Here is a 12982-nt window from a genome sequence, read left to right as displayed (position 1 = left end):
GCGTCGCCCTGAATGAACCAAGACAGCAGCCCAATCACCACCGACCGAACACCGCAACGAACGGCTTTTTCGGCCACGGCATTACGGGTTTCGACAGCCCCGTTCGGCAACAGGATGAATTCGCCTGAACCCGACAGAGGACCTCATCCGCCATGTGCCCAGAAATCCCTCCACATGTCCGCATCGCGCCGCCGAGCACACGCCCCGTGCGCGGCATCTCCCTGTCCGCGCTCCCCCAGGTCTTCTGGATCGCCCTCACCCTCGCCATGCCCATCGTGGGTCTCGTGGGTTGGTACTTCTTCGGGCGCGACAACTTCGGCGCCTGGGCGACGGATACGTCGGAGCGCTGGCTGATGCTCGGCTCCGCGGCGGTGGTGCTCCTGCTGCACGTCGTGATGCTGGTGGCGCTCTTTGCCGAGCCGAAGAAAGACCTGGGCACCGGAAATACGAACAAGAAGAAGCAGGACGCAGCCCCCTGAAGCGATTTTTTCGCGCCGCCATTACGGGTTTTGGCGCTCCCGTTCGGCATACGGATGCATTCACCGGAAACCCCAAGAGGAACCGCCTCGCCATGCCTCACCAAATTGCCCCGATCACCACCACCAGCGCCGCCACCGGCCTCGCCACGCCATCCCTCCTGGCGCTCGGCGCCGCCTGGCTGACGGGCAAGGCATTCGGCCTGCGCACCGGCGCGCATTCCCGTGCGCGGACAACGACGACGAACACGCCGGACCCCAGCGCTCCCCGGCCGACACCCGATGCCGCCCGCGAGCGCGTCGACCTGCGGCAGCCGCTGCGCGCCATGTCGCAGGCCCACGGGCCGATGCTGGCGCAACGGGGGATTCACCTCGACCTGTTCCTGCCCGACGATGCGCTGACCATCACCGCCGTGCCGGGCGAGCTGTCGCAGCTCATCGCGCACATCCTCGACGTGGCGGCTGGCGCGCTCCGGCAAGACACCACGCTGCACGTGCTGGCCCGCGCCGAAGGGCAACACGCGGTGCTCAACTGGCGCGACGGCAGCGTGGGCGCGCCGCGCCTTTCGCACGCATTCGCCACGGCCGACAGCACCACCGCCGAGCGCGTGCTGGCCTGCCAGACCATCGCGGCCCGGCACGGCGCGCGCATCTACGCCGCGCCCTCGCCGCTGGGCGACGGCTGCCTCACGGTGCGGTTTCCGCTGCACGGCCGGCGCGACGAGATGCACGCGTTGGCCTTCGACTGATGCCGACGATGCACCGCATGGCCATGACGCTGCGCTTCAACACCCACACCCCGTCGCCCCGCACGCTTTCGCCCGCGCTGGCTCGCCTGCGGGACGGGTGCTGCATCGGCTGCGCGGCCATCGGCCTGGCCGTCTCGCTGAACCTCGGCACCTGCGAGCCTGAAAAGCGCCCCCCGATCTTCGCGAGCCGCGCCATGCCGCACGCCGGCGCCAACCAGTCGACGCTGGCGCCGATCATGCAGACCGGTCCGCGCAAGGGCGAAGGCGACGGCGTCCCCCGCCAAGGCCTGCGCTGCGCCAAGCCGAAGGTCTTGCGCATGGTTTCGAAGATGCCCACATCCGCCAAACCGGATGCATTCGCTGTTTAAATATCTCAACCCAGTGAGATCCCCCATGCTCGCGACACTCGCTGCGTTTCCCAACGACCTGCCGCACCCTTCCTTCATGCCGGACCGCCCTCCCGAACGCAACGTGGAAACCCTCTACGGCGACCACCATGGCTGGCTGGTGGGCTGGCTGCGCCGCAAGCTCGGCAACGCCGGCGATGCGGCCGACCTCGCACAAGACACTTTCCTGCGCGTGCTGGGCCGCCCGCGCGAAGCCACCGAAGCGCGCGAGCCGCGGGCCTGGCTCACCACCATCGCGCATGGCCTGGTGGTCGACCACGTCCGGCGCCGCACGCTGGAGCGCGCCTGCCTCGAAGCCATCGCCGGCCTGCCCGAGCCGCAGGCGCCTTCGCCCGAAACGCAGTTGCTGCTGGTCGAGGCACTGGTGCGCATCGACACCATGCTCGACGGGCTGGCGCCCAAGGCACGCAGCGCCTTCCTGCTGTCGCGGCTCGACGGTCTGAGCTATCCGGACATCGCGCAGCGCCTGGGCGTGAGCCTGAGCTCGGTCGAAAAATACATGGCAGGCGCCATCCGCCATTGCCTCGCGCTGCGATGAACACCGCCAACCCTTCCACGCCCGGCGCTGAAACCCCGCGCGACCTGCTCGACCAGGCCATCGCCTGGGCCGTGCGGCTCGGCTCGGGCGCCGCCGACGACCGCGCGCACGAAGCCTGCAACGCCTGGCGCGCCGCGCACCCTGCCCACGAGCAAGCCTGGCAGCAGGTGCAGGCGGTGGAAGACGCCTTTCGCCAGGTGCCCCCGCTGAACGGCGCGCTGGCCCATGGCGCGCTGCAGGCCGCCAGCCGCATGCGCGCACAGCAAAGCCGGCGCCGCGCATTGGGCGCACTGGGTGTTGCGGGCGTCGTGGCCACGGGCGGCATGCTCGGCCTTTTCATGTGGCGCGAAACGCCCTGGGTGCAGCGCACCGACTACGCCACCGCCATCGGCGAACGCAAGCGCGTGATGCTGTCCGACGGCACCGAGCTGAACCTCAACACCGGCTCCGAAGTGCAGGTGGTGCTCTCGCCACGCCGCCGCCTGATCGTGCTGCGCCGCGGCGAATTGTTCGTGCGCACCGGTGCCGACAGCGGTGCGATGCTGGGCCACCGCCCCTTCTGGGTCGAGGCGCCGCACGCGCGTTTCGAAGCGCTGGGCACGCGTTTCGGCGTGCGGCAGGCGGACGACGAAACACGGCTGTCGATGACCGAGGGCCGCGTCGCCATTCACGCCGCGGGCAACGCGGCGCCGGTGATCGCGCAGGCCGGCGACGGCTACATCATCCGCGCCGACACCGCCGAGGCGCCGCAGCGCATCGTCGACCGCAGCTTCGAGTCCGATGCCTGGACCGACGGCGCGCTGGTGGCCAAGCAGATGCGCCTCGATGCCTTCGTGGCCGAGCTGGCGCGCTACCGCGGCACACCGCTGCGCTGCCACCCGGACGTGGCCTCGCTGCGGGTTTCGGGCGTCTTCCAGCTCAACGGCCCCGACCCTGTCGGCCGTGCGCTCGAAGCGTTGGTACGCACACTGCCGGTACGGCTGGAACAAGGCACGGGGGACACGTTGACTGTTTCGAAACGTTGAGACTGTTTTTCAAGGGCCGCCCTCACGGGTTCTGGCGGTCCCTTGCGGCAAGGCCCACCCTGCTTCACTCGGTGCTGTTGTTCGGCACCGCGGTGGGATCGGCCGTGCCCGTCACATTTGCGTGGGCACAGGCAGGTGTGGCCGCGGGTGACACGCGCGCCACTTCCTTCGACGTGCCCGCGGGCCCGCTCGAAGACGCGCTCAACCGGTTCGCGCGGCAGGCCGGCATCACGCTGTCTTTCGATCCGGCCCTGGTGCGCGGCAAGCAGGCCGATGCGCTCTCGGGCAGCCGCCCGGTGGCCGAAGGCTTGGCCGCCCTGCTCTCGGCGCACCGGCTGGCCGCGGTGCGCGGCGACAGCGGTGCCTATTCGGTACAGCCGGCCACGGCCACGGGCGCGGAAACGGCCACCACCGCTGCCGGCGGCAGCGCATTGCCCACGCTCACCGTCACCGCCGAGGCCGAGCACGCCGACGGCCCGGTGCATGGCTACGTCGCGCAGCGCAGCGCCACCGCCACCCGCACCGACACGCCGCTGATCGAAACGCCGCGCGCCGTCACCGTCGTGACGCGCGAGCAGATGGACGACCAGGCCGTGCACACCGTCGAGCAGTCGCTGCGCTACACGGCCGGCGTGCTGACCGAAGTCAAGGGCTACGACCCGCGCCTTTCGTCGCTCACGGTGCGCGGCTTCGCGCCGGCCGAGTTTCTCGATGGCTTCAAGCTCTACACCTCGAGCAGCTACTCGGGCTGGAGCGTGGAGCCGCAGGGCCTGGAGCGCGTCGAACTGCTGAAGGGGCCGGGTGCCGTCTACGACCCGTCGGCACCGGGCGGCGTGATCAACATGGTGTCCAAGCGCCCAACGGCCGAAGCAGTGCGCGAGGTGGGCCTGTCCGTGGGCAACAACAACCGCTACCAGGCCAGCTTCGACCTGGGCGGCGCGTTGAATGCCGACGGCAGCCTCATGTTCCGGCTCAACGGCCTGCTGCGCAACAGCGATGGCCAGACCGACTTTTCGCGCGACGACCGCAGCTTCATCGCGCCGGCCCTGACATGGCGGCCCTCGGCGCGCACCAAGGTCACGCTGCTGGCCGAGGTCACGCGCGACCGCATGACGCCGCAAAGCGCATGGCCCGAAGGCGCACTCGTCATGCGGAACCCCAACGGCCGAATTCCCAGCGACCGCTTCATCGGGGAGCCGGGCATCGACCACTACAACCGCAACGCGGCGTCGCTGACCTACCTGCTGGAACACCGCCTGGACGACAACTGGACCTTGCGCCAGAACGCGCGCTACGCCACGCTGGACATCGACTACCAGCAGGTCTACGGCGCGGCCTTCCGGAGCGACATGCGCACGCTCGACCGCGCCGTGATGCGCCTGCTCGACAGGAGCCGCGCCGCCACGCTCGACACGCAGGTCGAGGGACGCTTCACCACCGGCCCCATCGCGCACACGCTGCTGCTGGGCCTGGACTACCAGCGCTACGTGAGCGACAAGAAAAGCGCCGGGGCTCCCGCGCAGCCCATCGATGCCTTTGCGCCGGTGTACGGCGCGCCCGTGACCGTGCCGTCGTTCACGCCGCAGTTCGCAACCATCGTCACGACCGACGGCGTCACGCAGCGCGGCATCTACGCGCAGGACCAGATGCGCGCGGGCCCGTGGTCGCTGGGGCTGGCCGTGCGGCAAGACAGGTCCAGGAACCTCTACAACGCGTTCCTGCCGGGGCGGGCCACTCCCGATACCAAGACCACCTACAACGCGGGCCTGCTGTACCTGTCGCCCAGCGGCCTGGCACCCTATGCCAGCTACTCCACCTCTTTCACGCCGCTGCCCGGCGCCCTGGCGGACGGTTCGCCCTTCAAGCCCGAACTCGGCCGCCAGTTCGAAATGGGGCTGAAGTACCGTCCCCCCGGCATGGACGCGCTGTTCACGCTCTCGACCTTCGACCTGCGCAAGTCCAACGCCCTCACCTTCAACCCTTATCAGTTCGGCCTGCCGACGCAGACCAGCGAAGTGCGCACGCGCGGGCCGGAGCTCGAAGCCAGGGCCGCGCTCACGAAGCAGCTCAAGCTGGTGGCCAGCTACACCTTTCTCGATGCCAAGGTCACCCGCAGCTTCAACCCCGCCGAAATAGGCAAGCAACCCATGCAGACCGCGCGCAACACGGCGTCGATGTGGCTCGACTACCGCTTCGGCAGCCCGGAGCTGCGTGGCTGGAGCATCGGCGGCGGCGTGCGCCACGTCGGCAAGGTGCCGGCCCGCGTGGACAACAGCCTGTACAACCCGGCCTACACGCTGTTCGATGCAGCCGTTCGCTACGAACGAGGGCCCTACGCGTTCTCGGTGAACGCGACCAACCTGTTCGACAAGACCTATGTCGCGGGCTACGGCCAGTTCTTCGGCCAGCGGCGCACGCTGCAGGCGAAGGCCACCGTGCGCTGGTAGCTCAGGCCTGCTGCGCTTCGGTGAGCGCCTGCGCCGCCACCACCGCCTCGGTGCGGTTGCGCACGTTCAGCGCGCGAAAGATCGCGGCCAGGTGGATTTTCACCGTGCCCTCGCTGATGCCCAGGCTGCGCCCGATCAGCTTGTTGGGCTTGCCCTGCGACAGCAGCTGCAGCACCTCGACCTGCCGCTCGGTCAGCACGCTGCGCAGGTGCTCCAGCGTCTGGTTGCCGCCGCGCGCCGGCGACTCGCCATTCGACTGCGGCGCCACGCCCGCGACGATGCCGGGCGGCAGTGCCGTGAGCATCATCGGCGGCACGTACACGCCACCGGCCAGCACCAGCCGCACGGCCGACAGCATGACCTCGGGCGAGTAGGCCTTGGGAATGAATCCGAGCACGCCGCGCTCGAGCGCGCTGCGCATGATGGCCGGGTCTTCGTAGCCCGACAGCACTATCACCGGCACCGCCGGATGGCGCTTGCGGATCTGGTCGATGTGGGCCTGGCCGTCGGCGCCGGGCATGTTGAGGTCGATCAGGGCCAGGTCGAGGTCGTCGGTGGCCCCGGCAAGCAATTCGTCGACGCTCATCGCAAGGACGAATTCGATACCGGGTTCCAGCTCCGACAACTTGGCTTTGACCGCCTCGATGACGAGCCGGTGGTCGTCGGCGATCAGGATTTTCATGGCTTTTTCCCGTGTCCCAGCATGCGTTGAACTGGCGGATGCTGAAGATACCGGCGATTGCCCCGCGCAGCAAGGCCACCGGCCCCACCAACGGCATAGACCCCAAGCGGTATGGGCCGGCCGCGCCCCCTTTGAAACAATGAACGCCCACTCGAAGGAACCGGGGACATGGGCATGTGCCATCGCTGCAGACGCCGGTACAAGGCATCCTTCGCAATGCACGACTGAGCGGGCACCCCATGGCCCGCCTGTTCGACGGCTTCTCGGCGTTCATCGCATTCGGACTCGCCCTCGACGCAGCGACAGCCGACGGCCGCCCCACCCTTTCGCACGACGCGGCGCAGCAGCAGGCCCTGCGGCTGCTCGATGCGGCACGCCACCACGCCGACGCCGCGGGCACGCCAGCGCCGCAGGTCGAATCGGCAGCCTTTGCCATGGTCGCGTGGATCGACGAGATTCTTGCGCGCCATCCGGGCGCGGCCGGCGGCGCGCCGCCGCTGCAGGCGCAGCTCTTCAACTCCAGCAACGCGCACAGCGAGTTCTTCCATCACCTGTCGGCACTGACCGCGCAGGACGACGCCGTGCGCGAGGTCTACTGGCACGCCATGGTGCTCGGCTTCAAGGGCCAGTACTACTTCGAGGACGGCGACCAGGGCGAGCTCGGCAAGCTGAAAGACCTGCATGGCCGCCAACTGCAACTGCCGCCGCTGACCACCGGCAGCCTGGCGCAGGACCACATCACGCCGCAGCCCTATGGCGTGCCCGATCCGCGCGGCGCCGGCAGCGCACGCAGGCGCGAACGGGCGCTGCTGCGCGCCGGCGGGGCGCTCGCTCTGCTGCTGCCGCTGCTGTACCTGCTGTGGATCGGGTCCGCCGGACCGCCGGCCGCCGACACCGCACTCACGCAGCGCATCGAGCAGCATCTGCAGAGCTTTGCCTGCGCCGACCTCACGGCCTCGCTCGACAAGGAAGGGCACACGCACGTGACCGGTTTCGTCTCGCTGCCCGACGACCTGCCCAGGGTCGAGCGCGAAGTGAGCACCCTGCCCGGCGTCAAGGCGCCGCGCTTCGACATCGGCCTGCGCGTGTGGCCGCACTGCGAGGTGTTCGCCCTCCTCAAGCCCTACCAGGCCCGCAACACCGAGAAGGCCTACGGGCTCGACGTGACGGCGCCCTCGGCCCGCGACGGCAAGCTGCGCGAAGGCGACAACGTGCGCGTGCAGGTGGTGGCGCCGCGCCACGACAGCTACATCTGGGTCGACTACTACACCGCCGACGGCTCGGTCATGCACCTGAACGCCGGCCAGGTGCCCACGCCACTGCATGCCGGCGAAACGATGGAACTGGGCCGCGACATTCCCTCCAGCTGGCTCGTGAGCCCGCCCTTCGGCAGCGTGCTGGTCACCGTGCTCTCGGCGCCGACGCCGCTCGGCGAAACCGCCGACCGGCCGCCCTACGAACTGGCCTCCGCCTACCTGCTGCGGCTGCGCGAGGCGCTCGCCGCCAGCAAGAACAGCGAACGGCTCATCGCCGATTTCGTGTTCCTCGAAACCATCTCGCGATGAACGCCCTGCTCTCGCTCCACCCTCGCTTCTGGCTCCTGCTGGCGCTGTGCGCGGCCGGCTTTGCGCTGCTGTACGTGGGGGTGCGCAACGCCGGCCGTGGCGCGAGCCGCCGCGCGCTGCGCCAGCGCATCGAAGCGCTTGGCGCGCCTGCCAGCAAGTCCAATGAAGTCGGCGAGATCGGCAAGGCCGGCGAGAGCGAACAACGCGACAAAGACGGCGAGGCAGCCTCCGAAGCGCTCGAAGAAGGCATGTCGCAGGCGCTGCAGGCCCTGCGCCGCGTGCCACGGCCCCACACGGCCGCGGCCGCGCCCGTGCCGTGGTTTCTTTTCTTCGGCGACACCGCCGCCAACCTGCCCGGCCTGCTCGCGGCGGCGCAGGGCGAACGCGCACCCACCGCCATGCCCGCGTCGGGCAGCGAAGCTTCCGGCGCCACCTGGTGGCACTGGTGGCTCACCGGCGCGGCAGTGGCCATCGAAGTGCACCCCGATGCGGTCGGCGACGCCGCCGGCACGCCGCCATTGCGCGCACTGTGGCTGCGCTCGCTTCTTGTGCTGGCGCAGCGGCGCGAGCGCCTGCCGCTCAACGGCCTCGTCGCCTGCGTTGCCGCCACCGACCTGCTGCAAGCGGACACCACCACCGAACTGCAGCCCCTGGCCGCCCGGATGCGCCGCGTGCTCGACGAGGCCAGCGACACCTTGCGGCTGCAGTTGCCCACCTACCTCGTCGTGACCGGGCTCGAGCAGCTTCCGGGCTACCCGACGCTGCGCGGCGCGCTGGCGCCCGAAGTGCTGGCGCAGGTACTGGGCCACCGCCTGACCGATCCATCGCCCTTCATCGCCACGCCGGCCGGCGAGCGGCTCGATGCCGTGTTCGACCCCATCGCGCAGCGCCTGCACAGCCTGCGCATGGCACTGCTGCGCGAACAGGTGGGGCCCGCGGGCCGCCTTGCGGTTCATGAATTCGTGGAAACGATGCGCGCGCTGCAACCGGGCTTGCGCGTGTTCGCGCAGGTGCTGTTCGAGAACCACGGCAAGGGCTCGCGCGCGCCGCGCTGGCGCGGCCTCTACTTCACCGCCGCGGCCTCGCAGGCAGCGGGCAGTGCCTTCGTCGGCGACCTGTTCGCGCGCTTCCTGCCCGCGGACCAACCGCTGGTACGGCCGGGACGGCCGTCGGCATCGCCGAGCAACACCTCGATGGGCGCGCTGTGAACGCGGCCCTGCCTGTGCGTCTGCTTCGCTTACTTCGCGTCGATGCGAATCTGGCGGGCGCCGAACGTCACGTTGAGCGTCTGCGCCTGCCCCGGCGTCACCGCGCGCACTTCGCGCCAGCGCGCACGGTCGAGGTCGCGAAATGCGGCCATCACCGCGATGGCCTTCGCATCCGCCGGCAGCGTGAGGTCGAGCTTCCTGGTTTCGCCGGGCCGCAGCAGCACTTCTTCGCGCTGCACCAGCTCGGCGCCGAGCGTGGCCTGGTCTTTCTCGAACAGCGAGAAGAAATCGGCGCCCTCGAACGGCCCCGGCGACTTGAGCGCATACACGCGCACCGTGAGCGGAGAGGCGCGTCCGCGCGCATCGGGGTTGGCGTCGGCACCGGCCGCGAGCGTGATCGACACCGGCGTCACCACCGGCTTGCTCGCGCAGCCCGCGATCAAGAGACCCGCTGCAGCAAGGCCAAAGGCCGCGATACGGCGCCGCGATGCGAAAGCAAAAAGGCCCTCATAGGACGAATGGTGTGTACCGAGCGTGCGCATGCTATTCCCTTCGTTGCATTGACCGGTCCTGACGCATCTTTGATTATCACCAGCGAACTCCAACAGGCAACATGCTGACTCACGAACTTGTCGATGCACTGCTCTCGCCCATCGGCGAGGCCTCGCCATGCGGCGACGACCTGGAGTACGACGCGGACTTCACCGCGCTCGTCACCGCCGCGCAGGGCAAGCCCGAGCAGCAGTTCGGCGACACCGTCATCGCCGCGGTCGAACCCGAATGGCGCGAAGTGGCCGAACAGGCCGATGCGATTCTTCGCCGCAGCAAAGACGTGCGCGCCGCCATGCTGCTGCTGCGCGCTTCCACGCGCTTGCAGGGCGTGACCGGTTTCGCCGCCGGCCTCCAGTTGCTCAACGGACTGCTCGACACCTTCTGGGACGGCATACATCCAAAGCTGGATGCCGACGACGACAACGACCCGACGATGCGCCTGAACGCACTCGCGCCGCTGACCGACGAGAACATGGGCCTGCGCGATCTCTACGACGCACAGGTCGGCATGGCGCGCGGCGTCGGCCCGATCCGGGTGCGCGACATCGCCATTGCGCACAACGCACTCACGGCCGTCGGTGGCGAAGCCGCCTACTCGATGGCGCAGCTGCAGGGCGGCCTCGAAGCCATCCAGGCCGATCGCCCCGAAGCGATACAAGCCGCCATCGGCCTTTTCGCCCAGGTCGACCGGCTGCAGAAGCTCATTGCCGAGCGCACCGGCCGCACCGGAGCGCTCGACCTCGACCCGCTGCGCGCCATTGCCCGCGTGCTGCAGAAGGCCTGCGCGGCCGCCAGCGGCACGGCGAACGACACCGCAACCGACGCGGCGGGCGATGCCGCGGACGGCGATGCGCAGGCAGGCGGCAACGGCGCGGCCCGCTCCGGCGGCGGCCTGCGCGGCGAGATCCAGAACCGGCAGGACGCCGTGCAGATGCTCGACCGCGTCATCCGCTACCTGGAGCAGGCCGAGCCCGGCAACCCCGCGCCGCTGCTGATCGAACGCGCCAAGAAGCTCATCGGCGTGAGCTTCCTCGAAATCATGGCCAACCTCGCGCCCAACGCGATGGACACCATCGAAACCGTGACGGGCAGGCGCCCCTCCGAGTAACCCGGCAAGCATCCGCCCCGCACCCCATTCACACCCGCAAGGAGCATCTCCATGGCCAAGAGCAGTCAGAAATTCATCGCCCGCAACCGGGCGCCCCGGGTCCAGATCGAATACGACGTGGAGCTGTACGGCGCCGAGAAGAAGGTGCAGCTGCCCTTCGTGATGGGCGTGCTGGCCGACCTGTCGGGCAAGCCGGCCGACCCGCTCGCCGCGGTGGGCGACCGCAAGTTCCTGGAGATCGACGTCGACAACTTCGATTCGCGCATGAAGGCCATGAAGCCGCGCGCCGCTTTCGCGGTAGAGAACTCGCTCACCGGCGAGGGCGACCTGAAGGTGGAGCTCACCTTCGAGAACATGGAAGACTTTTCTCCCGCCGCCGTGGCCCGCAAGGTCGGCGCGCTCAACAAGCTGCTCGAGGCTCGCACCCAGCTGTCGAACCTGGTGACCTACATGGACGGCAAGGGCGGCGCCGAAGACCTGCTGGCCAAGGTGCTCGAAGACCCGGCCCTGCTGCAGACGCTGGCCGCCAGCAAGAAGCCCGACGACGGCGCCACGCCGGCCGCCTGAACACGCCTGAACACCCCAGACAACGAGGAGTAATTCACCATGGCCGACGCACTCGAACAGCAGAGCGCACTGAAAGACGTAGCCTACGCGGGCAGCGATTTTTCTTCGCTCCTGCAAAAGGAATTCAAGCCGCGCAGCGACGAAGCCAAGAGCGCCGTCGAAGCCGCCGTGCTCACGCTCGCGCAGCAGGCGCTGAGCAACAGCACCGTCATCGGCAAGGACGTCACCAAGTCGATCCAGGCCATGATCGCCGCCATCGACGCCAAGCTCACCGACCAGGTGAACAAGATCATCCACCACCCCGACTACCAGAAGCTCGAGAGTGCGTGGCGCGGCCTGCACTACATGGTGAACAACACCGAGACCGACGAGCACCTGAAGATCCGGGTCATGGACATCTCCAAGGCGGAGCTGGCCAAGAACCTGAAGAAGTTCAAGGGCGCGGCCTGGGACCAGAGCCCGATCTTCAAGAAGATCTACGAGCAGGAGTACGGCCAGTTCGGCGGCGAACCCTTCGGCGCGCTGGTGGGCGACTACCACTTCGACCAGAGCCCGCCCGACGTCGAGCTGCTCGGCGAAATGGCCAAGATCGCGGCCTCGGCGCACGCCCCCTTCATCACCGGCGCCAGCCCCAACCTGATGCAGATGGAGTCGTGGCAGGAGCTGGCCAACCCGCGCGACCTGACCAAGATCTTCCTCACGCCCGAGTACGCCGGCTGGCGCTCGCTGCGCGAATCGGACGACTCCAAGTACCTGGGCCTGTGCATGCCGCGCTTTCTGGCGCGCACGCCCTACGGCGCCAACACCAACCCGGTGGAAGAGTTCGACTTCGAGGAAGACACCGCAGGCGCCGACCACGGCAAGTACGCCTGGGCCAATGCGGCCTACGCCATGGCCACCAACATCAACCGCTCGTACAAGCTGTACGGCTGGGGCTCGCGCATTCGCGGCATCGAGTCAGGCGGCGCGGTGGAAAACCTGCCGCTGCACACCTTCCCCAGCGACGACGGCGGCGTGGACCAGAAGTGCCCCACCGAGATCGCCATCAGCGACCGGCGCGAAGCCGAGCTGTCCAAGGCCGGCCTGCTCTCGCTCATTCACCGCAAGAACTCCGACTTCGCGGCCTTCATCGGCGCGCAGTCGCTCAACAAGCCCGCCGAGTACGACGACCCCGACGCCACGGCCAATGCGAACCTGGCCGCGCGCCTGCCGTATCTCTTTGCCTGCAACCGCTTTGCGCACTACCTCAAGTGCATCGTGCGCGACAAGGTCGGCAGCTTCAAGGAGCGCGAGGACATGCAGCGCTGGCTCAACAAATGGATCATGAACTACGTCGACGGCGACCCGGCCAACTCGTCCGAGGAAACCAAGGCGCGCAAGCCGCTGGCCGCCGCGGAAGTCGTGGTCGAAGAGGTCGAGGGCAATCCGGGCTACTACACCTCGAAGTTCTTCCTGCGCCCGCACTACCAGCTCGAAGGCCTCACGGTGTCGTTGCGGCTGGTCTCCAAGCTGCCCTCCGGCAAGGCCGCCGCGTAACAGGCAGAGGGAGTCCGAAATTTCGCGATGTTCCCTTTGAAAGACCGAGGGCTCGTTCGTTCTTTCAATACCTCCGAACGCCATGTCCGCAAGACGCCGGCACGGAGCCGGTGCTTTGACTT

Annotated in this window: 13 protein-coding genes; 11 read left to right on the top strand and 2 right to left on the bottom strand. The window is 68.7% G+C overall.

Annotated elements, in window-relative coordinates:
* Positions 1–206: 206 nt before the first annotated feature.
* The 6 genes from DBV14_RS26395 (at position 207) to DBV14_RS26370 (ending at position 5642) form a co-directional block, all read left to right on the top strand.
* Complete coding sequence (locus DBV14_RS26395; protein ID WP_124463717.1) at positions 207–479, top strand: hypothetical protein; 273 nt, start codon at positions 207–209, stop codon at positions 477–479.
* Between the two features lie 92 nt (positions 480–571).
* The gene (locus tag DBV14_RS26390) at positions 572–1225 is read left to right on the top strand and encodes a hypothetical protein (protein WP_124463715.1); all 654 of its coding nucleotides are present in this window, start codon (positions 572–574) and stop codon (positions 1223–1225) included.
* 23 nt (positions 1226–1248) lie between these two features.
* On the top strand, positions 1249–1593 hold the full coding sequence (locus DBV14_RS26385; protein WP_124463713.1) for a hypothetical protein: 345 nt from the start codon (positions 1249–1251) through the stop codon (positions 1591–1593).
* A 76-nt stretch (positions 1594–1669) separates the two neighbouring features.
* A complete protein-coding gene (locus tag DBV14_RS26380) occupies positions 1670–2170 on the top strand; it encodes a sigma-70 family RNA polymerase sigma factor (protein ID WP_124463723.1) in 501 nt (166 codons plus the stop codon).
* Positions 2167–3195, top strand: coding sequence for a FecR family protein (locus tag DBV14_RS26375; protein ID WP_124463711.1), 1029 nt, complete (start codon positions 2167–2169; stop codon positions 3193–3195). Before DBV14_RS26380 ends, DBV14_RS26375 begins: the two co-directional genes overlap by 4 nt.
* Positions 3196–3299: 104 nt before the next feature.
* The gene (locus tag DBV14_RS26370) at positions 3300–5642 is read left to right on the top strand and encodes a TonB-dependent siderophore receptor (RefSeq protein WP_124463709.1); all 2343 of its coding nucleotides are present in this window, start codon (positions 3300–3302) and stop codon (positions 5640–5642) included.
* Between the two features lies 1 nt (position 5643).
* On the opposite strand, the gene DBV14_RS26365 is transcribed toward DBV14_RS26370, so the two are convergent.
* On the bottom strand, positions 5644–6324 hold the full coding sequence (locus DBV14_RS26365; RefSeq protein WP_124463707.1) for a response regulator transcription factor: 681 nt from the start codon (positions 6322–6324) through the stop codon (positions 5644–5646).
* Positions 6325–6563: 239 nt separating this feature from the next.
* Between DBV14_RS26365 and DBV14_RS26360 the strand changes: the two genes are divergently transcribed.
* Together DBV14_RS26360 and DBV14_RS26355 are read left to right on the top strand one after the other, a co-directional pair.
* Positions 6564–7889: a DotU family type IV/VI secretion system protein gene (locus tag DBV14_RS26360; protein WP_124463705.1), complete on the top strand. Its 1326-nt coding sequence runs from the start codon at positions 6564–6566 to the stop codon at positions 7887–7889.
* Positions 7886–9097, top strand: a complete 1212-nt coding sequence (locus DBV14_RS26355) for a type VI secretion system protein (RefSeq protein ID WP_124463703.1) — start codon at positions 7886–7888, stop codon at positions 9095–9097. The genes DBV14_RS26360 and DBV14_RS26355 overlap by 4 nt, the downstream gene beginning before the upstream one ends.
* A 29-nt stretch (positions 9098–9126) precedes the next feature.
* Here DBV14_RS26355 and tssJ read toward each other — a convergent pair whose 3' ends face one another.
* Positions 9127–9639 (bottom strand): type VI secretion system lipoprotein TssJ, encoded by a 513-nt coding sequence (tssJ, locus tag DBV14_RS26350; RefSeq protein ID WP_124463701.1) that lies wholly within the window; start codon positions 9637–9639, stop codon positions 9127–9129.
* Between the two features lie 71 nt (positions 9640–9710).
* Here tssJ and tssA point away from each other — a divergent pair, with 71 nt between their 5' ends.
* Genes tssA through tssC form a run of 3 tightly spaced genes read left to right on the top strand, consistent with a single transcriptional unit; the run spans position 9711 to position 12860 of the window.
* Positions 9711–10757, top strand: coding sequence for a type VI secretion system protein TssA (gene tssA / locus DBV14_RS26345; RefSeq protein ID WP_124463699.1), 1047 nt, complete (start codon positions 9711–9713; stop codon positions 10755–10757).
* Positions 10758–10808: 51 nt separating this feature from the next.
* A complete protein-coding gene (gene tssB / locus DBV14_RS26340; protein WP_124463697.1) occupies positions 10809–11324 on the top strand; it encodes a type VI secretion system contractile sheath small subunit in 516 nt (171 codons plus the stop codon).
* Between the two features lie 39 nt (positions 11325–11363).
* Positions 11364–12860, top strand: coding sequence for a type VI secretion system contractile sheath large subunit (gene tssC / locus DBV14_RS26335; protein WP_124463695.1), 1497 nt, complete (start codon positions 11364–11366; stop codon positions 12858–12860).
* Positions 12861–12982: the final 122 nt, after the last annotated feature.

It is taken from the genome of Variovorax sp. KBW07 (genome assembly GCF_003852515.1).
In the GTDB taxonomy this organism is placed as follows: Bacteria; Pseudomonadota; Gammaproteobacteria; order Burkholderiales; family Burkholderiaceae_C; genus Variovorax.
Note: the sequence above shows the minus strand (reverse complement) of the source record. Positions and strands in the feature narration are given on the sequence as shown.